Origin of the sequence: Psychrobacillus sp. NPDC096623, assembly GCF_044762655.1 — a bacterium.
Taxonomy (GTDB): Bacteria; Bacillota; Bacilli; order Bacillales_A; family Planococcaceae; genus Psychrobacillus.
Genome location: NZ_JBIWER010000002.1, coordinates 723,919 through 746,603 on the forward strand (window position 1 = coordinate 723,919; position 22,685 = coordinate 746,603).

Below are 22,685 nucleotides of genomic sequence, written 5' to 3' on the forward strand. Positions count from 1 at the left end.
TAATAGTATAAATATGCCCTATATGAACAGTTCATATAGGGCATATTCAATACACAGAGAAGGAAGTTGGAAATGGGTAAATCTATAAAATGGAAGATAATTATTACGGTAATTGTTCTTATTATTGTGAGTATGATACCGCTAATATTAATCAGTACGAGTACAATTAGTAAAAAGACGGAAAACGAACTAATCGATCAGAGTCAAGTTATAATCAATGAAATGTCAGCAACAATTCAGAATTATTTAGCTGCATATGAAAAAGGAATACTGCAATTATCGACTTCCAACGATATATTGGATTTTCCAAATAGTGCTAAAGCTACTGATGAGGTCTTAACTAATCAATTAGAGAAAAATTTAGATACTAGATTTAATGAATTTAATTCTTTATATGATGCGGTGGCTTCTGTCTATATAGCCTTGCCGGATAAAACGATCGAAATAATTCCAGAAGCCGATCTAGGTGCAGATTTTGACCCTACATCCAGGGAATGGTATAAAAATGCTGTTTCCAACAAAGAGAATTTCAGCTGGTCTAAACCTTATGTGGATGTTGCTACTGGAGAATATGCAATTTCAGGTGCTAAAGCTGTTATCAGAGATGGGCAAGTGGTCGGAGTTCTTGCTATTGATATTTTACTGTCGAAGTTAACCGAAAAAGTCGCAAATAGTGAGTTAGGCTATGAAGGTTATCCGATTATTGTAGATGCAGATGGTAATGCTATTGTTCATCCGACACTATTTGGTGAAAATCTATCTGAGCATTCAGCTGTTAAGGAAATGCTCAATAGTTCTTCTGAAAGTGGTGAGATACATGAAGCAACAGAAGGAACCAATAATATTACTGTATTTACAACCTTGCCAGGACTGGAATGGAAACTGGGAGCGGTTTATGAGGAGAATAAAATAAATCAAACTTCAGATAGTATTCGTAACTTATTAATAATAATTATATTAGCTATAGAGGCAGCAGTAGTTATTGTCTTGTATTTCATCATCAGTCATATTTTAAGACCAATTGAGCACCTGAAAAAATTAATGGACTCGATAGCTGAAGGGGATTTAACCGTTCAAGCAAATATTAAATCTAAAGATGAAATAGGTCAGTTAGCAACTAACTTTAATAAAATGGCTACAAGTATGAATGAAATTATACAAGTAGTAAAAGAGTCTGCTAGTGATGTACAAACCAATTCTGAAAGCTTAAGTGCAGTTGCAGAGGAAACAAATGCTTCTGCAGAGCAAGTTTCTTTAGCTGTGAGTGAAATTGCTGAAGGTGCCTCAAAATCTGCAGAAGATGCAGGAGAAGTTACGGAGAGCTCTGTTCACTTAAGTGAGCAAATAAATCTGATTAACGAAAAGTCAGTCGTGATGACTGATATAGCTACAAAAGCGAATTCCATGAATACAAATGGACAAAGTCAAATGAGAGAATTAAAATCATCATTCGAAAATTGGGAGTCTAATCTCACTTCAATGTCTTCTCTATTTTCAACATTAGAAATTAGAGTAAAAGCAATTGGTGGTGTGATGGAAACAATTATGGAAATCTCTGCACAAACGAATTTACTCGCGTTGAATGCAAGTATAGAAGCTGCCCGTGCGGGTGAACATGGTAAAGGATTTGCTGTTGTAGCGGATGAAGTGCGAAAACTTGCAGAGCAGTCGGCAAAAGCAACAGAGGAAGTAAAACAAACTATTACTGAGCTACAGAGTGAATCTCAAATCGTTGGGAAACAAATGATAGACACTATTAAAACGTTCCGTGAACAAGGATCTGTTGTTATTGATACAGAAGTGACATTCAGTGAAATATCATTACTGATGAATAATTTGCAAGCTTCTATTGATTCCGTGTCTATAGAAATCGAACAGGTTTCTAATTATAAAGATCAAGTAGTAGATACAATTCAAGTGATGGCAGCAACTTCGGAGCAAACTGCTGCAGCGTGTGAGGAAGTAAGTGCTTCCTCCGATGAGCAATTACGAGCAATTCAATCGGTGGCAGAAGCATCAGAGACATTAACAAGTTTGAGTGAAAAACTGGCGAATACAGTAAATCGTTTCAAAGTTTAAAAGAAGTTGAATTATTCGAAAACACATGTTAATATTTTCTAATGAAGAACAATATAATTAAATAACTCTTATCAAGAGAAGCTGAGGGAAATGGCCCGTTGAAGCTTCAGCAACCTCTGACTTGTCAGAAAGGTGCTAACTCCTACAAGATAATTTCTTGAAAGATAAGAATCGAGAGCAAAACGTTCACCCTCTTTTCTTATTTTATAGGAAAAGAGGGTTTTTAAATTTAAAGGGGGAGAACAATTTGCCAATAAATATTCCTAAACAATTGCCGGCAGCTGAACATCTAAAAAAAGAGAAAATATTTATAATGGATACCGATCGAGCAATAGCCCAAGATATACGCCCATTAAACATCATTATTTTAAATCTGATGCCCGAAAAAGAGAAAACCGAACTTCAATTACTACGATTATTAGGAAATACATCGCTACAAGTAAATGTGACTTTTTTACATATGGCAACCCATGATTCCAAAAATGTGAGCAAAACTCATTTGGATACTTTTTACACGACATTTAACAAAATTGAACATCGAAAATATGATGGAATGATTATCACTGGTGCGCCAATCGAGCATTTACAATTTGAGAACGTTAATTATTGGAGTGAAATGACGAAAATAATGGATTGGTCCAAAACGCATGTAACGTCCGTTCTGCATATTTGTTGGGGAGCACAAGCAGCTCTTTATCATCATTACGGAATCGGAAAATACGACTTGCCTAAAAAATGTTTTGGGGTGTTTAACCATTGTTTAACCGATCCAACTGTACATTTAGTTCGAGGATTTAATGATGAGTTTAATGCACCAGTATCACGTTACACAGCTGTTTCCTACGAGGAGATTAAACAAGACAATCGGCTATTATTATTATCAAGTTCAGAGGATGCAGGTGTTTTCCTAGTTATTTCGAAAGATAAAAAGCATATTATGATTACTGGTCACTTAGAATATGATGCAACGACACTTGCTGACGAATATAAAAGAGACATCCATAAAGGTGTAGAGATAGACGTTCCGGAAAACTATTATCCAAACGATGATCCATCACAAAAACCAAAGAACTCTTGGCGCTCTCATACTCATCTGTTATTTTCTAATTGGTTGAACTATTATGTGTACCAAGAAACACCTTATGAATGGGAATGACCTCAGATTTTTAAATTGCTTGTTCACTTGCTATAGGTTAGCAAGAATGGAAACATTTAAAGTTAATGCAATGGTAGTAGATTAAATATATAGAAGGTATAGATAACATCTTCAAAATTTAAAGACCTGTCGAATTCCACATCAAAATCCTATTTACAAATCTCAGCAACTAAACAAGGAGGATATGATGAGTTACATACAAACAATTCGAAAGTTAATTGGAAATGAAATGCTTATGACTGTAGGTTGTGGAATTATAATTGAAAAAGAAAATCAAATTTTATTACAACATCGTACGGATCGAGATGTTTGGGGTATTCCTGGAGGCGTAATGGAGCCTGGAGAATCATTTCTTGAAACTGCTTTGCGAGAAACATTTGAGGAAACGGGTTTAAGAGTTGAACAATTACAGTTGTTTGGTCTTTATTCAGGTGAAGATGGATTTGCAGAATATCAGAATGGAGATAAAGTTTTTAGTGTCCAGATTATATTCCATTCAAGCAGTTTTTCAGGAGAATTACTTCATAGCTCTGAAGAAAGTCATGAACATCGATTCTTTTCCAGTAATAACCTACCTCATTTGAACTCGCATCAAGAGCGATTCATTCAGGATTGGGTAAATCAGGTGAACTTGCCGGTAATTAGTTAATATAACTGAATATAATTAGTCAAAATAACGACCTATCTCTAATACAGATCAGTATTTCCCTTATTCAACTAACTGGTTCTTTAGTAAAACGATTAAATTCTGATAAAAGATTAACATAAACAGGGGGAGACTTAATTCATAGACTATTTGAGCTTTGTCTTATTTGGTGATTGCGCTTCAAATTGTTTCTCCAAACACTTACCGATGAAGGAGGAGCTATCAAAAAGATACCCGCTGTTTCAGTTAAAGAGGTACCATGTTCAATCATGTAATTTAGTACGTCTATTTTAAACTGATGTGTGTAATTTTTATATTGTTTTACGAATGCTTCAGAAAAACTGTACCCCAATTGTTAGAAAGTATCTAACAATTGGGGTACAGTTCATTTTGTTCTTTTTTCACGGTCAAAACCAACATTCAGTGTGAAATGTTACACTCAAAATATCTGGTAGCTCAAATTTCAAGCTACTTCAATGTAATAGAAATGGTTTTTGCCTGCTATATAACTAAATATAGGACATTTGATACGAGAAATTGATTAGTTCTGTCGCTATAATAAATAGAGTTTGAATAGAGAGGAAGTTTTCATTGAAAAGGTTATTACACGGCTTGATGGCTGTATCATTGAGTCTTGCCATATTTGTTATTCCTGCTGTATCAGCCATAGCTGATGGATTCCCAGATGTCGCGAGTTTTAATAAAGAGATTGACTATTTGACCGAATTAAAAGTAATCAATGGCTATTCAGATGGTACATTCCGGCCATCCGCGAAACTTACACGTGCACAAGCGGTTGTCATGATTATGCGGTCGATTGGTATGCCAGAATCTGTAGCACATATAAAAGATCCAGGTTACTATGATGTCACGCAATCTAGTTTCGGCTATAAAGAAATTTTAGTTGCCTCGAGTGCAGGGATAATAAGTGGGAAAAGTAAAACTCATTTCGATCCAACAGGGCATATCACGCGTGCCGAGATGGCTAAAGTGGTCGGAAACGCTTTTAAACTGGAAGGTGTGTATGAGCTAGGATTTAAAGATGTCTCTAGAGACTACTGGGCATCCTCATATATCTCATCATTGGCTACAAACAATATTACGGTTGGATATAATGATGGAACGTTTCGCCCAACACAGCCGATTGACCGTGCCCAATTTTCAGCATTCCTTGCGCGAATCATGAAGCCAAATTTCCGCCCATCCACAGGAAAATCAGCCCATTCCATCCTAGACCTGGCAGTAGAATCATCATCCATCGTAGATCTAGTAAAACATCCCCATAAGCCGATTGTTTACTATATTGATGGGAAGTCCAAATCACTTGTCATGCTAAACGTAGAAACGAAATCGAAAAAGGTTGTGGAACTGACACATCCTGCTGAAAAGCTCGTGATTAAAAACGGCAAAATTTTTGTTACGCAATTAATACAAGCAAGAAGCCCCTATAACTTCATGGAGACCCAAAAAGGACTCATCAATGTGTACGAGGCTGAAGATCTTTCTTTCCTAAAAGCAGTAAATGTTAATATCGATCCTTTTGATATCGCTGTGGATGACGCAGAAACACTGATTATTTCTTCAGGTTCGGACCAAGGCATCAGTTCAGAGATTCATACGTATAACTGGCAAACATCAGAACATTTATCATCTGCCAATCTCTTCCCGCAACAATTGATTGAACTGTCACCAACACAGAACAAAGTCTATTCGGTTGCTAGTTCTCATTATACCGGTAAAATGGAAACATTTAGCTTAAGAGAAGGTAAAATCAGTAAGGAAACCATGGTACCTCGATTCTTTAATACGATGAAATTGAGGGGCTATACACAAATGTCCCCTGACGGCAATGTTATTTATAATGGAGACGGGACAGCATACGCATCAAGCAGTATTCCCTCTGAAGATCTGGCTCCTCTTGGTAGGCTTGCGACTCCATTTACAACGATGACGTTTGATGAAACAGGAAAAAACATATATTTAGCTGATCAATCAGAACAGATTTCAGTTTATAAATACAATACTTTAGATCCAACTTCTAATCTGCGAGCATATGGCAAGATTGATCGACTCGTTTATGTAGAGGAAACAGAAGAACTTTATGCTTTTACTAAATTTAAACACGAAGGTGCCAAGACAGAATCCATTTTGTTGGAACGTTTTAAATTTGGAAAATAAAGAACAAAAGCGCAAGCGCCTATGTTAGCCCCGAAAAGCGATGAAAAAATTGCAATAAATTCACTCTTTTTCTTTATTCTTAAGTCTGAAGCGACACTGGCGCACTAGGCGCTGGAGTCTGGACGGAGAATTAGAAAGTTATCCATATACTAAAGGTGCGTATTCCCACTGACTAAATCAATGGGAATATGCACTTTTTTCTATTTGTGCGTGATCTCTGAGGAGCAAAGTATTCCCAAGTGGATTTACCCCAAAAGGTTTATTAGGTGCGAAACTTTTCTAGCTCAAAAAGGGAATAGAGTTGATACTGTAAAATGGAACTGACAAAAAATATGGAAGTTTTGTAACTTATAGAGATGAAGTAAGTCTAACTTATATATTGGAAAGAATATTAACTAGGAGGAAGCAACAATGAACAATTATAAATTTTTTTATTTTTCTACAATCTTTATATTAACTGCTCTAATTATTTTTGCAACAATAATCCTATTACTCCCATTCCTGGCTCAAGAGGTACAAAATATTTCTCCAAAATTATACATTAATATTTACTTTGACCATCTACACTTATATTCGGTTCTTTGGAGTGTCTTGCTTTCTATACCACTAATTTATGTACTTTATAAAAAGAGTTTCAATATAAAAAAACAAGTAAGTACCGTAACTATTCAATCCCTTTTATTAACCTGTTTAATTTTACTTGTTTACTTTAACCTCAATTATTTAGATGAACTTATTTCTCGCCCTACTTATGAATGATATGTTAGAAAACAAACTAATGGAACTAATTGGGTACATTTCTAATAAAAGCGGAGACGCATTTTTACTAAACAAACTTAAGAATCATTGTGTGCAACTGAAAAGCGATTAACACCTTCTTTTTCTGAATATTTCCATTATAATAATGATAGAAGGAACAGAAAAAGGAGAGGATTATTATGAACGAGGTAATAAATTTACACGATGATTTTATCCGTGTTGTTCGGAAGAAGTTTTCAGATTTAGTAACGGATACAGAAAAGGCAATCATGCAAATGGAGGAAGATAATCTATTTTGGACTCCAAATAATCATTCCAATAGTGTAGATATAATCATTAAACATATTAGTGGCAACTTAAAATCGCGGTGGACCGACTTTTTGACGACCGATGGGGAAAAGCCAACAAGAAATCGAGACGATGAATTTGAAAGTACTATACAATCTCGCGAAGAATTGCTGAAAATTTGGTCAGAAGGCTGCCAAGTATTTTTGAATGCTCTTGATACAATTCAATCAGAACATCTGCTTCAAACCATATATATTAGAAATGAACCACATACTGTCATGGAAGCTATTATAAGAAGCCTTTCTCATACTTCCTCTCATGTTGGTCAGGTAATTTATATTGCGAAACAAGTGACTGCTGAAGAAAAATGGACAACATTGTCTATTCCCAAAAAGAAAAGGTAAAAGTGGAGGAATTATTTTGAAACTAGGATTAGCAAAGAACGAGGTAAAGTTATTACCATACACGACCGACTGGGAGAAAGAGTTCAAAAGAGTGAAACTAGAAATTATAGGTGCTACTGGACTTCAAGGAGATCGGATACAGCATATTGGAAGTACCGCAATAATTAACATGCCTGCTAAGCCAATCATAGATCTATTATTAGGGGTAGACGAAATTTCAAAAGTAGATAAAGCAATATTTAAAGAGTTACAGAATATTGGATTTCTAAGGCTTAGAGTGGAAAGACCAGATGAAATAGTTTTTGCTAAGTTTACTGATGAAACTTATGAAGTAAAAACTCATTTCATTCATATGGTTGATTTTGATAAAGAATTATGGAAAAACCAACTATTCTTTCGTGATTATTTAAATTTAAATGAAAAAGCTAGAGAAGAATACGTGAACATCAAAATAACTAGTGCAAAGCAAGAGGATATTAATATAAATACGTATACAGATTTAAAAGAACCATTTGTAAAAAGTATCTTCACTATCCGAACGAACTAGCAAGCAATAAAATGTTAATCTAATATCAATAAATCCCAAAAATAGAACGTATGTGTGGTATAATTGAATTAATAGATTGATCTTCTCATGGGTGGACGGCACAATTTTTAACTTCTTGTTTAACTACTGTAACAGGAGGGGGTGCTGCTTTTGACGATATTTGAATCGCTCGTAATTATGATTAGTTTTTCTTCCCTAATCATCGCTTTGATTACGTTGACCTTTTCAATGACACGAAAAAAGTAATCCACCTATGAGTTAGCGCTCGGATGGATTACTTAGTCTACTTTGCCGACCCCCTTGAAGGGAATCAGTCTATTTTACGACTGGATGCTACTAACATCCAGTCGTTTTTTATTGTATACCTTGATTTCCTTTATTATACCAACTATCCAGAGGGGAATCAATAAAATAAGACGTTCGGTGACAGGATGAACAATTGTATTGTAATTGAATTGTAAAACGATAAAAATTATTTGACAATTATAAGTATTCCTACTATCATAATAGTTAACTTTTGTGTTCGGATTACAGGTAGAAGATGCTAAAAGTAGCATCGCCTAAGAACAGATGAGCTGAGATTAGTTAGTATAGCGGAGAAATTGTTTGAATAAGAATAGTAGCTACAGTAGACAACTTAGAGAGTCAGTGGTTGGTGGGAACTGATTTGTCTCTGATGTGAATGGACTTATGAGAGCTTCCTCGAGAACATGCATGTTTTAGAGGAAGACGTGTTTCCTACGTTACAGGAGCTTAAGGGGGAGTATAACACTCCAACTAGAGGTGGCAACGCGGTCAACACCGTCCTCTTCCAAGGGATTTTTCTGAAATTCCTTGGAAGAGGACTTTTTTTATTTAGCTAGAGATGAGCAGAGGAGAGATTGAGATGAGAGAATTTATCGAAAAAGTAGAGATGAACGAGGATTTGTCTTATTCGGAAATGACTACAGCTTCTAAGTGTATGTTTTCGGAAGATACGGAAGTACAACACATTGTCGATTTTTTAATCGGACTTTCCAAAAAAGGCGAGACTTCCAATGAGGTGGCAGCACTTGCAACTGTAATGAAGTCCTTTGCACTAAACTTAAACGAACCAGTCGGAAATTATATGGACAATTGCGGTACGGGTGGTGATGGATTGAATAGCTTTAATATTAGTACTACCTCTGCATTTGTATTAGCGGGTGCAGGAGCAACTATCGCAAAACACGGCAATCGAAAAATTTCAAGTAGCGCAGGAAGCTCCGATGTACTAGAAGCAATTGGAATCCATACAAATATTAGCCCGGAGGCATCCATTGAATTATTGAGGCAAGAAGGATTAACATTCCTTTATGCACCAAGTGTACATCCAAAATTAAAGCGAATTGGTACCGCTCGAAAAATGATTGGAAAACCTACAATTTTTAACTTAGTCGGCCCATTAACGAACCCTATTCAAATACAAACCCAATATACTGGTATCAATCGATCAGACTTCACAATGGAATACGCGGAGGTGTTAAGGATTTTAGGCAGAAAAAGAGCGATTGTCGTTTGTGGTGCTGGAGGAATGGATGAGGCGTCTCTCGCAGGAGTCAATCAATTAGTGTTAGTTGACAATGGAGATTTAATCCCTTTTAAACTGAAACCCGATGATGTTGGATTAGACTCCGCTCCAGTATCAGCAATTCGTGGTGGGGACGGTCATACAAATGCCAAAATAATGCGCAGTGTTCTTAAGGGTGAGAAAAGTGCCTATTTAGATACAGTTCTTTTCAATAGTGGGATTGGATTATTTACAGCTGGAATCGTTAGCTCTATTCAAGAAGGAGTTAAGATGGCAGCAGATTCTATCCATTCAAGAAAAGCATTAGAAAAGCTGGAAGCCGTTATTGCTTTTAGTCAACAATCTGTACGTCATGAGGTGGTATTATGACAACAATTTTAGATAAGATATTGGATGCTAAAAAAGGTCAAATTCAAGAGTTATTAATGAATTCCATACCAGAACAAACCGAATCTTCTTTTAGACCTTCCTTGTTTGAGTCGCTTTATCAATCTGAAAGATTACAAGTAATCTCTGAGATTAAACGGGCATCGCCTTCAAAAGGTTTGATTGCGGAGGGAGTAAAACCTGCGGAGCAAGCAATTCAATATGCAGAAGCTGGAGCAGCATGTATTTCTGTATTAACCGATACACCTTTTTTCCAAGGAACATTTGATGATCTAGCTGAAGTAGCTCGCACTGTATCTATCCCAATACTTTGTAAAGACTTTATCATTCATCCAATCCAAATCGATTATGCAAAACATGCAGGTGCATCTGTCGTGTTGCTGATCGTTGCGGCACTAGAACAAGAAAAGCTTTCAACCTTATATAAATATGCTATAAGTAAAGGTTTGGAAGTTTTAGTGGAAGTTCATGATTCTGCCGAGTTAAATCGTGCCTTGCAGTTGGATGCGAAACTAATAGGAGTTAATAACCGCGATCTTCGAAATTTTGATGTAGACTTGTCTCGAACTGCAGAAATAGCAGCTATTTTTCCTTTTGAAGAAAAACGTGTACTAATAAGCGAAAGCGGTATTTGGAATCCTAATGATGCTACAAAGGTATCTAGTTATGGTGCTAGTGGAGTGCTTGTCGGGGAATCATTAATGCGTAGTGGAGATGTTGGGAATGCTATTCGAAGCTTACAAGTAAAACGGGAGGTAATTATCTCATGACAAAGGTGAAAATTTGTGGGCTTATGGAGACTGAACATGTGGAAGTCGCCGTGGGAGCTGGTGCAGATGCGATTGGTTTTGTTTTTGCTCCTAGTAAGCGAAAAGTAACAATAGAAAAAGCGCAAGAGCTAGCTAAACATGTGCCTCCAAGTGTCTGGAAAGTTGGCGTCTTTGTAAACCCAACTAAAGAGGATGTACTTACAGCTATTCAAGAGGTTCCGCTCGATTATATACAATATCACGGTCAGGAAACTCCAGACTTTGTACGGACAAACAATCTACCATCTATAAAAGCGTTATCTGTTCAAAATGAGGCGGATGTTCTTCAGGCAAAAAAATATGATACAGATTATTATTTGTTTGATGCACCTGGTACTGATTATCGAGGTGGTAGCGGTGAAGTATTTGAGTGGAAACTGATGGAGGTTAATAATATTCCATCTGAAAAAATTATTTTAGCGGGTGGCTTGAACCCTAACAATGTAAAAGATGCAATTCAGAAAGTAAATCCTTTTATGGTAGATGTGTCTAGTGGAGTAGAACGAAATGGAAGCAAAGATAAAGAACTTATTCAAGCGTTTATAAGTGCGGTAAAAAATGGGGGTGGGGAATGATGGTTAATACAACAGAGGAACAAAGAGTTGGTAGATACGGTAGATTTGGTGGCCAGTATGTTCCAGAGACTTTAATGTCTGCTTTGATAGAACTTGAAAAATCCTATGAGGATGCAATTTCTGATCCAACTTTTTTGGATGAACTAAATTACTATTTAAAAGATTATGTTGGTCGTGAAACACCATTATATTTTGCAGAAAGACTGACAAATGAACTTGGTGGAGCTCAAATTTATTTGAAAAGGGAAGATTTAAACCATACAGGAGCACACAAGATTAATAATACAATTGGTCAGGCACTGCTCGCGAAGCGAATGGGGAAAAAGAAAATTGTAGCGGAAACAGGCGCTGGACAGCATGGTGTAGCAACTGCAACAGTTTGTGCACTATTTGATCTAGAGTGTGTTGTATTCATGGGGAAAGAAGATGTTCGTAGACAGGAATTAAACGTATTTCGAATGGAATTACTTGGTGCAAAAGTTGTTTCAGTGGATCAGGGATCTGGCACGCTTAAAGATGCAGTGAATGAGGCACTTAGATATTGGGTTTCCAATGTAGAAGATACGCATTATATATTAGGCTCTGCCCTTGGTCCACATCCTTTCCCTAAAATTGTACGTGATTTCCAACGGGTAATTGGAGTAGAGACAAGACGTCAAATTGTAGAAAAGGTTGGGAAGTTACCAGATGCTATTGTCGCGTGTGTCGGTGGTGGAAGTAATGCAATTGGCATGTTCCATCCATTTGTGGAAGACGAGGATGTTGATCTGTACGGAGTAGAGGCTGGAGGCAGTGGTATTTCAACTGGTCTTCATGCAGCGGCGGTTACTGGAGGAAAAGAAGGAGTTTTGCACGGTGCTTATATGTACATTTTGCAGGATGACGATGGTTTTATCCAAGAAGCACATTCGATCTCCGCTGGACTAGACTATCCAGGTGTAGGTCCAGAGCATTCCTACTTACACGATATTGGCCGAGTGAAATATACATCTGTAACTGACTCCGAAGCATTAGAGGGTTTACAGCTATTATCGAAAAAAGAAGGCATTATACCAGCTCTTGAAAGCGCTCATGCCATTCATTTTGCTACGGAGCTTGCAAAAGAAATGTCCCAGGAAGAGATTTTAGTTATTTGTTTATCAGGGCGTGGGGATAAAGACGTTCAAACTGTTAGAGATACGTTAGGGGTGAATAACCATGACTAAGGAGAAACTATTAAATGCAATTCAATTAGTTAATAGCCAGGGTGATAAGGCTTTTGTTGCTTACATGATGGCTGGAGACGGTGGTCTAGAGACATTAAAGTCGAAAATTTTATTTTTACAAGAAGCAGGTGTAACCGCAATAGAACTTGGAATACCTTTCTCCGATCCAGTTGCAGATGGACCTACTATTCAACGAGCAGGGGAACGAGCCCTATCAAATGGTACAACACTCCGTTTAATATTGCAGGAACTAGAAACTTTTTATGAAGAAGTCACAGTTCCACTCGTCCTTATGACGTATTATAATCTGATATTAAGTTATGGATTAGAACATTTTGCACAGGCTTGTGAAAGACTAGGGATTGCAGGTCTAATTGTCCCAGACGTACCAATAGAAGAAACGATTGAACTCCACAATGTACTTGCTAATACTGATGTTGCCCTGGTTCCACTTGTTTCCTTAACAAGTCCACCAGACCGTTTAGCTAAAATTACTGCGTCAGGTGAAGGATTTATCTATGCGGTTACAGTAAACGGAATCACAGGAGTTAGAGATGGATTTGGTGACCAATTGGGAAGACATTTTACTAGTTTGTCAGAACAAAGTAATATACCAGTGCTAGCAGGTTTTGGAATCTCTACACCGGAACAAGTAAAAAGCATGGGGGCATTAGCAGATGGCGTGATTGTAGGAAGTGCTATAGTTGATGCTTTCCATCAAAATGAGTTGGAGAAAATAACAACACTTGTACACGCCGCTAAAACTGAAGTACTAAATTAAAGATATTCTAACCTATTACAAATGGTGAAAAGAGCAACTCAAAGTCGAGATGCTCTTTTTACCATTTGTATATATCTTTACAATTATATAAATGATAAAATATTTTGATAATATTATTAAGAAAAGGAGATTCATATGACAAGCTGTATAGGTCCTCCAAAAAATATAATGGAATTAGCTGCTTTCTTAGAGAATATAAATAAGGATGAAGTTTCTCACATTGGTTACTGTGGGGAAAATAAGAAGGAAATTTACGAAACACTTTCAAATGATTATTCTGATGTAGATCTAGAGAAATCTTTTGTCGTTGCCTATGATAAAGATAATATAGTTGGCGCATTAGGGTTTGATATAGATGAAGAAAGTAATACTGCGGAGGTATGGGGGCCGTTTGTCCAAAATGGAGAATACTATTCTCAAACTGCAGATGTTTTATGGCAAGTATTAGAGGATACTATTCCTTTTAAACTAAACGAATACATGTTTTTTGTGAATGAAAAAAATATTTTAGCGAAGCAATTTATTGAACATAAAAATGGAAGGGAAAATGGACGTCATCTTATCTTGAGGTCAGCTAGAAATAGCTTAACCGTTGAAGAAGATATCCTTATTAAAAATTATAATCCTACCTTTCATAAATCGTTTAGTGCTCTTCATCATCTTACCTTTCCAAATACCTATTATAATAGTGAACAGATTCTTTCGAGAATTAGTGATGACAATCGATTATTAATCATCCAACACAATAATAAGATAAAGGGATATGTATATGTGGAGGCTAATCCACTTCACGGAGAAGGAACAATTGAATATATAGCTGTTTCACCAGATTTTCGAGGGCAAGGAGTAGCAACAAAGTTAATGAGAGCTGCTCTTCATCATATATTTTCCTATGAAGCAATTGAAGAAATCACCTTAAGTGTTGGGGCGAACAACAAAGCTGCAATCGCTCTTTATATGGCTTCAGGATTTCAACTAAACCGTACACTAGTTGCATACAAAAGGTAGAAAAGAATTATTCTGATCGATAAGTCCGCTCTTCATATTTTTTTTCGTGCTTGGTGTCTCTCAGTACTTGGTTGTTATGCTTCTCCTCGGGATCCAACCCAGACATCACATCATCAAAAGGCTGATAGTTCACAGTAGGAAAACGTTTCTTCTTGATCATTTTGTATGTTATTCGAGCGATCAAGACAATGAAAAAAAGTCCAAATAGAATACTTGTTACTTCCATCAATAAACACTCCTTTCATTATACTATTCAATATCGAATAACAAATACCTTTAAAGTGAGGAATATTCAAATTATGCAAGTGGAAATAGAGAAAGCCATAATTTTAAGAAATAAAGGAATGAAAAAAGAGTCAAATGAGCTCCTGCTACAATTAGTAGAAAAATATCCGAATAACGCAAGTATCCACTACCAATGTGGCTGGAGCTTCGATGTTTTAGGTGAGGAGACACATGCTGTATCATTTTATGAAACAGCGATAAAGCTTGGCCTATCCAATGGCGAAATGGAGGGGGCTATAGTAGGTTTAGGGAGTACATATAGAGCGCTTGGTGACTATGAGAAATCGAGGGATGTATTTTTGAATGGAATAGAATTATTTCCGAATAATAAAGCCATCCAAGTGTTCTACGCCATCACTTTGTATAATCTTAGCGAACATTCAAATGCTATCGAGTTATTGTTGAATATACTATTAGAAACTACTAATGACAATCAAATAATTGCCTATGAAAAAGCATTGAAATTTTATTCTAAGCAATTGGATGAGGTTTGGAAATAGAGAAGAGGGATGATGTAAGAATTTTTCAAATATACTTTAAAACACATTATACTATCCTCACAAACTCGTATTTGGTGGGGCTTAATAATTTCCTTCTTTGCATAGAATATAGAGCATTTATAATTCTATAATTCGAAGGGAGAAAGAAATGGGAGTACGGTTGATTCAAATTTCCGTTGTTTATTTTGCTATTGGGGTTACGTTAGGAATGTACATGTCTATGGCTCATGATTATGCATTAACAGGTGTTCATGTACACATTAATCTATTAGGTTGGGCATCATTTGCACTTGCTGGAATTGTCTATCATTTATTTCCTGCAATTTCGAAAAATATTTATGCAAAACTGCATTTTTGGAGTGCGAATATAGGTATTCCATTAATGATGATCGGACTAACTATTTTAATATTAGCAGCAGCCGAGCAAGTTACGATAATTATTGCGATAGGCGGAGTATTAGTAGTGTTTAGTGTGATCATGTTTGCTATTAATGTTTTACAAAATGTGAGAGCATAATTGTTGCATATAAAGGCACTGATTTTATTAGTGCCTTTAAAATACATATAGTATGGATACAACAAGTTAATGTATTAGAATAGGTTTATCGTTAACGATATACATCTTGAGACTTAGAGAACTTCCCATCTCTGGACCATAGGAAACGGTAATCATTTCTTTATAATGATATGTATAAGGTAAAAAAATGGGAGGCTACAGTAGTGAGTATAAAAAAGATTGGCATTATCGCAATTATTGTAATAATTTTGGGAGCAGTTATAAACATAGGGATGAGTATTGCTGGTGGATTTATCAAAAATTCACAAAAAATTGAGTTAGTGGATGAAGAGTTCACCAGGATAAACATAACTGGAGATAATACTACTATTAAAGTTGTTCCAACAGCCAGTTCTCATGGGAAAGTTGAATTTATAAGTAAAAAGAGCTCTGGTAGAAAACTAGAGGCTTATGTAAAAGGCGATACTTTATATGTAGAACTGAGAAAGAAGACACTCTTTAATGGGTTTAATATTGGAATCAATGCAACAGGTAACAAAATTATCTTATCTGTTCCAGATGAAAAATACGACGAGTTAAGAACAAAAACAGATAATGGTCAAATTATCGCAGAAGATCTTCAATTTAATAACGTTGATATTGAGTCAAATAATGGAAAAATTGTATTAGAAGATTTGGAAACTAAGAAGGTCAATGTAAAAACGGATAATGGCAAAATTGATTTTCACAATGTAACTGGAGATATAGAAGCGAAATCGGATAATGGTCAAATTTCTATGGTAACGGATAACCTAGATCGAACCATCTCTTTAAAAACAGATAATGGACTTATTAATATTCGGACGACATCTGAACCAAAGGACGCAACAATTCAAGCGAATATAGACAATGGAAGAATTAATATTTTTGGTTCTGCTAATGAAGAGACCATCTTTGGAAATGGGAAGAATAAAATTAACTTAAAAACGGACAATGGAATAATTTCGATCAAAAAAGGGAATGAATAAAGAAATTTCAGCAAAATATTGACGAGTTCGTTAATCTTTGTTACATTGTTTCTTATATCATTTGTGAAGAGAAAATTCTAGTAAGAAAACCTCGTCCTTAATGGGCGAGGTTTTTTTTGAGGAAGGAGCAGTCATTTGTTAAAATATTTAATTGTAATTGTTGGCTCCTTTATAATTGCTTTTGCGTTTAATGCATTCTTAGTGCCTCATGAAATTTTAAGCAGTGGAATTAGTGGTATAGCTATTTTGTTGGGAATTATAACTCCTTTTGATACAGGTATACTTAACTTTGTCATGAATGTACCTCTATTAATATTAGGATATTACAAGCTCGGTAAAGAAATTACACTTAATACGCTCGTATGTGTTTTATCGTTATCCATATTTCTCTATACTATTCCAGCAGAGGCTATTTCCAATAATACATTGCTCTCAGCCATATTTGGAGGAGCTATCGGTGGTCTAGGAATAGGTCTTATTATGAGATACTCTGGTACCTCTGGAGGGATGGATATAATAGCTATTATTATATCTCGTTCAAGTAATTTTAGTGTTGGATTGCTTCTAACAGGGATGAATAGTGTGATTGTGTTAATTTCAGGAGCCATTTTTAACTGGGAAATAGCACTATATACATTATTATCGATATATTTGACAGGTAAAGCGATTGATACTATTTATACCAATCATGAAAAACTAACGATGCAAATAATTACGACTGCGGCTGAACCAATAAGACAGGAATTATTAGCAAGCATTTATCGTGGCGTGACAGTCACAGAAGGCTTTGGTGGCTACACACTAGAAAAAAAGAACATTTTAATCATGGTCGTTACTCGTTACGAAATGATGCAAGTAAAACAGATTATTCACAAGCATGATGAAAAAGCTTTTATTAATATTTTTGAAACAGTAGAAGTCGTTGGTCAATTCGCCAAAAATTAAAAAGTAACTATTAATATCACAAAAGTCGATGTTCCTTTCACTAGGAGTATCGTCTTTTTTATTCGGGAGAAAAGGGATATTTTTGCATGTATTTGGACAAACTTCTTGGGTACTCAAAAAAATTATTACAAAAAAAAAGAGGGATACAATGGGATTTTTTAGTGAGAAAAAAAATAACCAGTTAAAATCCACTACTCCTTCAACGAGTCAAACTAAGGAGTCCAATGAAAAACAAACATTAAAAACAAGCCTTCAGGATAATATAAAAACCGTAAAGGATACGGTAGGTGAAAGTACTGATATTATAATTCGAGAGATTCGAATTGGTAAAGAAGGAGTCCTTAAAGCAGGACTAATATATACAGACGGTTTAAGCTATGCACCTAATATACACGACTTTATTTTGGAGTCGCTAATGCTAGATATTAAAGATACAGATTTAGAAAACAAGCTTATTCCTAATCCTAAACTTATTAACATGATAAAAGATTTTGCCATGACCGTAGGAGAAATAAAAGATGTTTCCAAGTTTGATGATTTGTTTCTTTCTCTTCTATCTGGAGATGTAATTTTTTTGATCGATGGATATTCAGAAGGACTTACCATAGGTAATAAGCATTGGGCTGAACGTGGAGTTACAGAAAGTACGACCCAAACAGTAATTAGAGGTCCAAGGGAAGCATTCTCAGAAAATGTACGAATTAATACCTCCTTGATACGAAGAAAAATTAAAGATCCTCAGCTTTGGTTAGAAAGCAAAATAATTGGAAAACGAACGAAAACGAATATTGCTGTAATGTACATTAAAGGCGTTGCAAATGAAAAAGTAGTAGAAGAAGTGCATTTGCGACTAAATCGAATAGACATTGACGGAATACTTGAAAGTGGAAATATTGAGGAATTGATTCAGGATGCACAAATGTCAACTTTTCCAACGGTATATAATTCGGAACGTCCTGATGTAGTAGCTTCAGCGATATTAGAAGGCAGAGTTGCTATTTTAATCGATGGTACACCGTTTGTATTAACCGTTCCTGCCTTATTTGTTGAATTCTTTCAATCATCAGAAGATTATTATCAACGTGCTGGTCTTACTAGCCTTGTTCGAATCCTTCGATTTATTTCATTTGGGATTTCTTTACTTGCTCCTGCTTTATTTATAGCGGCTACTACTTTTCATCAAGAAATGATACCAACTTCACTTGTTATTAACCTGGCCGCTCAACGAGAGGGTGTACCATTCCCTGCATTTATCGAAGCGCTCATAATGGAAGTCACCTTTGAAATTTTGCGAGAAGCTGGTTTAAGAATGCCAAGAGCCATCGGTTCAGCTATGTCGATTGTAGGGGCATTTGTTATTGGTACGGCAGCAGTGGAAGCAGGTATGATTTCAGCTGCGATGGTAATTGTTGTTTCCATAACAGCTATTGCTAGTTTTGTTTCACCTACTTATGACATGGCGATGTCTGTCAGAATATTACGCTTTGTTTTTATGGGACTGGCTGCATCATTTGGTTTATTTGGAATTACAGTTGGTTTAATTGCATTAATTTTGCATTTATGCAGTTTGCGTTCGTTTGGGATTCCATATATGTACCCACTAGCACCGTTTAATATATCCGATCAAAAAGATACACTTATTCGTTTACCAATATGGAAAATGTCTACTCGTCCTAATTTAATCAGTCAAGAGAATATAGATAGACAGCAAAATCCAACTTCTGCAAAGCCAGAGCCTGAAAAAGAACAATGAAGGATAGTAAGGGGGTTACTGAATGAAGCGAGGCATCTTTATTTTACTAATTCTTTGCATATTTCTAACGGGTTGTTGGAATCGGAGGGAATTAAACGAGTTAGCCATAACACTGGCTATTGGTCTTGATAAATCAGATGACGAATACGTGGTTTCTGCTCAAGTCGTTGTACCCTCAGAAGTCTCCATGAAAGGTGGTAAAGGGGCGGCTCCAGTTTCTCTCATCCAAGGAAAAGGAGAAACAATGTATGAAGCCATTCGAAAAATGACAAAGAGCTCTCCTAGAAAAATATATCCAGGACATCTCCGGATGCTTGTAATTAGTGAAGCATTAGCCAAAGAAGGAATTGGAGATGCCATGGATATAATATCTAGGGATTGGGAGTTTCGGTCGGATTTCTACGTTGCTATAACTAAAGACTCTACAGCGGAAGAAATTTTAAACGTTCTAACTCCGCTAGAAACGATACCAGCAAATAAAATGTTTAACACACTTAAAGTGTCAGAAGAAAACTGGGCAGCTACCGTAGGGGTTACATTGGATAAGCTAATTGTAGATCTACTAAGCAATGGAAAAGAAGCTGTGTTAACTGGAATTTTAGTGACCGGAAAGAAGGAATTAGGATCAAGCATAGAGAATGTGGCGACAGTTACGCCAAGTGCTAAGATTAAGGTTGATGATTTAGCTGTGTTTAAAGGCGATAAACTAGTTGGTTGGTTAACTGAAGATGAAAGTAGAGGCTATAGTGGCATTACAAATCACGTAAAAAACACAGTAGGAACTATTTCTTGTCCTGATGGTGGAAGAGCTAGTTTAGATGTTCTAAGTTTCAAAACAAAAGTGAAAGGTAAAGTTAAAAGTGGAAGTCCGGAAGTGGATATCAAAACTCAGATAACGGCTAATGTAGGTGAGATAGAATGTTCAATTGATATGAGTAAAGCTGAATCGATTAAAACTCTAGAAAAAATCTACGAAAAAGCAGTCGAGGATTCAATTAACCATTCTATTACCAGCGTACAAGAAAAGTATGAATCAGACATTTTTGGATTTGGTAATGCTATTCACCGATCAAATCCAAATGAATGGAAAACATTGAAAAATCAATGGGATCAGCATTTTTCTGAAATGCCTGTGAATATTAAAGTCGACGTGAAAATTCTGAAAACCGGCACCGTAAACAATTCTGTATTAGAAAGTAGAAAGGACTAACTGATAATGTTGAAAAGCATGGGAATTCTTCTAGTTGCTGCAGTCATCGTATTTTTGGAAGTTCCATCTCTTTTGGAAAAAAAGTATAAAAAAGAGTTGTTTGTGTTTTCATTTCTTCTTGCTATAGGAGTAGGGCTAGGTGTTGCACATAGTTTTGGAAAATCTATACCGAATCCAGTTGATCTTCTAACTTTCATTTTTAAGCCAGTACATGATGCAATAACTCGATAGGTGAATTGTATGAACGAAAAGTTAGGTGGAGATAATATAATATGATGCAAAACGTTAAAATAAATTCGTACCAATTTCTAGTTTTAGTCATCTTTTTTACCGTTGGTACTAGCATCTTAATGGTACCATCAGCTTTAGCTAAAGTTGCGAAGCAAGATGCTTGGATTGCCGCTATACTAGGTACGGTGATTGGACTATTAGTTGTATGGCTATTCACGAAAATAGGTCTTTGGTTTCCTAATCTCACCTTTGTACAGATGAATGAGACGCTTTTTGGAAAATGGATAGGTAAAGCCTTTTCACTCTTATTTTTATTCATGACTCTTTTATATAGTGCTATTCTTTTGTATTATTCTGGTTCATTTCTTACCACACATGTGATGCCTAATACACCAATGGCAGCCACTAATATATTGATGGCGATTATATTGGTAATGGCAGTTCGCCTTGGACTAGAGACCATAGCTCGTTCTGCAGAAATCTTAACCGGTGTTTTCTTCCTACTCTTTATTATTTTAGTCGTTTTTCTTGCACCACAGATCAAGTTTGAAAACATTGAACCTGTATTTGTAGCAGATATTAAAAGTATAGCTGAATCATCTTTAACTATCATGATTGTCTCTACAGTCAATGCTGTTAGTTTATTAATGATTTTCCCTGCCTCTATTAACCAACCGAAATCTGCTAAGAAGTCTTTTTTTATCGGAAATTTAATAGGAGGACTAATCATTATTATCATCACATTTTTGTGTATTTTCGTATTAGGAGCAGATTTGATTACAAGACAGGAGTATCCTACATATAGTCTGGCCAAAATGATAAACATTGGAAACTTTGTGAACCGAGTGGAGGCACTAATGGCTGCACTTTGGATTATTTGTCTCTATTATAAGATGGTTCTATATTTTTATGCATCAGTTTTAGGGCTAGCACAAATTTTAAACTTAAAAGATTATCGTCCTTTAACGTATCCGTTAGGGATGATTGTCATTGTTCTATCGCTCGTGGTTTTTCCAAATGTTATAGAGCAACATATTTTTGATGATACTATAAGTAAATACTTTTCTTTGATGATTGGACTTCTCTTACCTCTATTAATGGTTATCGTATATACTTTACGGAAAAAACAATTCAAAAAAGATTCTAATTCTTCATAACTTGATACTAATTGTTTAAAATACCCTTCCCATTTTAATTATGGGAGGGTATATTTTGTGCTTATTTCAATATTTCAAGTTCGTCCATGCATAACCAAGTAATTGAGCACTGCTACTAGAATGTAAACTTCGTGGCCACGTAATGGGTGATAGCTTTCGATTCTTATCTGAAGTATCCTAATAGATATGGCGAAATTTCGCTAGATTTTATATTATGAGGATGCTTCGAGAAACGGGTAGCGGAAAGTGCTATTGCTTGTGAATTTACATCATTATTTCAATAGACTACTTGGTACTTAAAAAAGAAAGGATTGATGAATACATGAATTTCAAAGAACTTAATCATTTATCTGAGTATGATAATGTGTTAGTTGTTGATGAAAATGGTACTACAATTTTCTACGATTTAGCTGATTTACATATTTTGAAGCAAATTGGGCTTAAACCGGAAGAATTTTTAAGAAAAAGTGTAACTTCTTTTTACAAAAACTTACCAATCGAAGAAAGTACATTAATGACCGTATTAAAAACCGGTGAACCTTTATGGAATTCCAAACAAGAACTAACGTCTAATAATGGTTTTACTTACACATCTATGAGTTCCACCTTTCCCATCCATAATGGAACTTCAATTGTAGGGGCTATTGAATTTTCAAAACACTACTAACCAAAAGAAAATATTCAATTACTCGATCAATTTGCTAGCCAT

At 35.7% G+C, this 22,685-nt stretch carries 24 protein-coding genes, 1 riboswitch and 1 other annotated feature; of the genes, 23 read left to right on the plus strand and 1 reads right to left on the minus strand.

Annotation, left to right across the window (positions count from 1 at the left end; all coding sequences use genetic code 11):
- The first annotated feature begins 72 nt into the window (after positions 1-72).
- From ACIQX2_RS08340 to ACIQX2_RS08405, 14 genes are all read left to right on the plus strand, one after another.
- On the plus strand, positions 73-2,079 hold the full coding sequence (locus tag ACIQX2_RS08340; protein ID WP_402848490.1) for a methyl-accepting chemotaxis protein: 2,007 nt from the start codon (positions 73-75) through the stop codon (positions 2,077-2,079).
- 65 nt (positions 2,080-2,144) lie between these two features.
- Positions 2,145-2,250: riboswitch (SAM riboswitch) on the plus strand.
- Positions 2,251-2,326: 76 nt separating this feature from the next.
- A complete protein-coding gene (gene metA, locus ACIQX2_RS08345) occupies positions 2,327-3,235 on the plus strand; it encodes a homoserine O-acetyltransferase MetA (RefSeq protein WP_402848493.1) in 909 nt (302 codons plus the stop codon).
- Positions 3,236-3,422: 187 nt separating this feature from the next.
- A complete protein-coding gene (locus tag ACIQX2_RS08350; protein ID WP_402848495.1) occupies positions 3,423-3,884 on the plus strand; it encodes an NUDIX hydrolase in 462 nt (153 codons plus the stop codon).
- A 588-nt stretch (positions 3,885-4,472) separates the two neighbouring features.
- Positions 4,473-6,059: an S-layer homology domain-containing protein gene (locus ACIQX2_RS08355; RefSeq protein WP_402848498.1), complete on the plus strand. Its 1,587-nt coding sequence runs from the start codon at positions 4,473-4,475 to the stop codon at positions 6,057-6,059.
- A gap of 411 nt (positions 6,060-6,470) precedes the next feature.
- Positions 6,471-6,818: a hypothetical protein gene (locus tag ACIQX2_RS08360; protein ID WP_402848501.1), complete on the plus strand. Its 348-nt coding sequence runs from the start codon at positions 6,471-6,473 to the stop codon at positions 6,816-6,818.
- A 179-nt stretch (positions 6,819-6,997) separates the two neighbouring features.
- Positions 6,998-7,510 (plus strand): DUF1572 family protein, encoded by a 513-nt coding sequence (locus ACIQX2_RS08365; protein WP_402848504.1) that lies wholly within the window; start codon positions 6,998-7,000, stop codon positions 7,508-7,510.
- 16 nt (positions 7,511-7,526) lie between these two features.
- Positions 7,527-8,057, plus strand: a complete 531-nt coding sequence (locus ACIQX2_RS08370) for a GrpB family protein (RefSeq protein ID WP_402848507.1) — start codon at positions 7,527-7,529, stop codon at positions 8,055-8,057.
- Between the two features lie 141 nt (positions 8,058-8,198).
- Positions 8,199-8,303, plus strand: coding sequence for a putative holin-like toxin (locus ACIQX2_RS08375; protein ID WP_402848510.1), 105 nt, complete (start codon positions 8,199-8,201; stop codon positions 8,301-8,303).
- A 351-nt stretch (positions 8,304-8,654) separates the two neighbouring features.
- Positions 8,655-8,869, plus strand: a binding site (T-box leader).
- Positions 8,870-8,943: 74 nt separating this feature from the next.
- A complete protein-coding gene (trpD, locus tag ACIQX2_RS08380; protein ID WP_402848512.1) occupies positions 8,944-9,975 on the plus strand; it encodes an anthranilate phosphoribosyltransferase in 1,032 nt (343 codons plus the stop codon).
- A complete protein-coding gene (gene trpC, locus ACIQX2_RS08385; RefSeq protein WP_402848515.1) occupies positions 9,972-10,763 on the plus strand; it encodes an indole-3-glycerol phosphate synthase TrpC in 792 nt (263 codons plus the stop codon). The genes trpD and trpC overlap by 4 nt, the downstream gene beginning before the upstream one ends.
- Positions 10,760-11,377 (plus strand): phosphoribosylanthranilate isomerase, encoded by a 618-nt coding sequence (locus ACIQX2_RS08390; protein WP_402848518.1) that lies wholly within the window; start codon positions 10,760-10,762, stop codon positions 11,375-11,377. Before trpC ends, ACIQX2_RS08390 begins: the two co-directional genes overlap by 4 nt.
- A complete protein-coding gene (gene trpB / locus ACIQX2_RS08395; RefSeq protein ID WP_402849171.1) occupies positions 11,377-12,582 on the plus strand; it encodes a tryptophan synthase subunit beta in 1,206 nt (401 codons plus the stop codon). The genes ACIQX2_RS08390 and trpB overlap by 1 nt, the downstream gene beginning before the upstream one ends.
- Positions 12,575-13,363: a tryptophan synthase subunit alpha gene (gene trpA / locus ACIQX2_RS08400; RefSeq protein WP_402848521.1), complete on the plus strand. Its 789-nt coding sequence runs from the start codon at positions 12,575-12,577 to the stop codon at positions 13,361-13,363. The genes trpB and trpA overlap by 8 nt, the downstream gene beginning before the upstream one ends.
- A 135-nt stretch (positions 13,364-13,498) precedes the next feature.
- A complete protein-coding gene (locus tag ACIQX2_RS08405; protein WP_402848524.1) occupies positions 13,499-14,371 on the plus strand; it encodes a GNAT family N-acetyltransferase in 873 nt (290 codons plus the stop codon).
- 7 nt (positions 14,372-14,378) lie between these two features.
- Here ACIQX2_RS08405 and ACIQX2_RS08410 read toward each other — a convergent pair whose 3' ends face one another.
- Positions 14,379-14,597 carry a DUF3951 domain-containing protein gene (locus tag ACIQX2_RS08410; protein ID WP_402848527.1) on the minus strand — a complete coding sequence of 73 codons (219 nt, stop codon included), beginning with the start codon at positions 14,595-14,597 and terminating at the stop codon, positions 14,379-14,381.
- Positions 14,598-14,670: 73 nt separating this feature from the next.
- On the opposite strand from ACIQX2_RS08410, the gene ACIQX2_RS08415 reads away from it, so the two are divergent.
- The 9 genes from ACIQX2_RS08415 (at position 14,671) to ACIQX2_RS08455 (ending at position 22,643) form a co-directional block, all read left to right on the plus strand.
- Positions 14,671-15,156 carry a tetratricopeptide repeat protein gene (locus ACIQX2_RS08415; protein WP_402848530.1) on the plus strand — a complete coding sequence of 162 codons (486 nt, stop codon included), beginning with the start codon at positions 14,671-14,673 and terminating at the stop codon, positions 15,154-15,156.
- Positions 15,157-15,304: 148 nt separating this feature from the next.
- Complete coding sequence (locus ACIQX2_RS08420; RefSeq protein WP_402848532.1) at positions 15,305-15,673, plus strand: cytochrome-c oxidase; 369 nt, start codon at positions 15,305-15,307, stop codon at positions 15,671-15,673.
- A 203-nt stretch (positions 15,674-15,876) separates the two neighbouring features.
- Complete coding sequence (locus ACIQX2_RS08425) at positions 15,877-16,680, plus strand: DUF4097 family beta strand repeat-containing protein (protein ID WP_402848535.1); 804 nt, start codon at positions 15,877-15,879, stop codon at positions 16,678-16,680.
- Between the two features lie 135 nt (positions 16,681-16,815).
- On the plus strand, positions 16,816-17,625 hold the full coding sequence (locus ACIQX2_RS08430; protein WP_402848538.1) for a YitT family protein: 810 nt from the start codon (positions 16,816-16,818) through the stop codon (positions 17,623-17,625).
- 148 nt (positions 17,626-17,773) lie between these two features.
- Positions 17,774-19,378 (plus strand): spore germination protein, encoded by a 1,605-nt coding sequence (locus ACIQX2_RS08435; RefSeq protein ID WP_402848540.1) that lies wholly within the window; start codon positions 17,774-17,776, stop codon positions 19,376-19,378.
- Between the two features lie 22 nt (positions 19,379-19,400).
- On the plus strand, positions 19,401-20,588 hold the full coding sequence (locus ACIQX2_RS08440; RefSeq protein ID WP_402848542.1) for a Ger(x)C family spore germination protein: 1,188 nt from the start codon (positions 19,401-19,403) through the stop codon (positions 20,586-20,588).
- A 6-nt stretch (positions 20,589-20,594) separates the two neighbouring features.
- Positions 20,595-20,819, plus strand: a complete 225-nt coding sequence (locus ACIQX2_RS08445; protein ID WP_402848545.1) for a hypothetical protein — start codon at positions 20,595-20,597, stop codon at positions 20,817-20,819.
- Between the two features lie 41 nt (positions 20,820-20,860).
- On the plus strand, positions 20,861-21,976 hold the full coding sequence (locus tag ACIQX2_RS08450; RefSeq protein ID WP_402848548.1) for a GerAB/ArcD/ProY family transporter: 1,116 nt from the start codon (positions 20,861-20,863) through the stop codon (positions 21,974-21,976).
- A gap of 322 nt (positions 21,977-22,298) precedes the next feature.
- On the plus strand, positions 22,299-22,643 hold the full coding sequence (locus ACIQX2_RS08455; RefSeq protein WP_402848550.1) for a transcriptional regulator: 345 nt from the start codon (positions 22,299-22,301) through the stop codon (positions 22,641-22,643).
- The last annotated feature ends 42 nt before the right edge of the window (positions 22,644-22,685 follow it).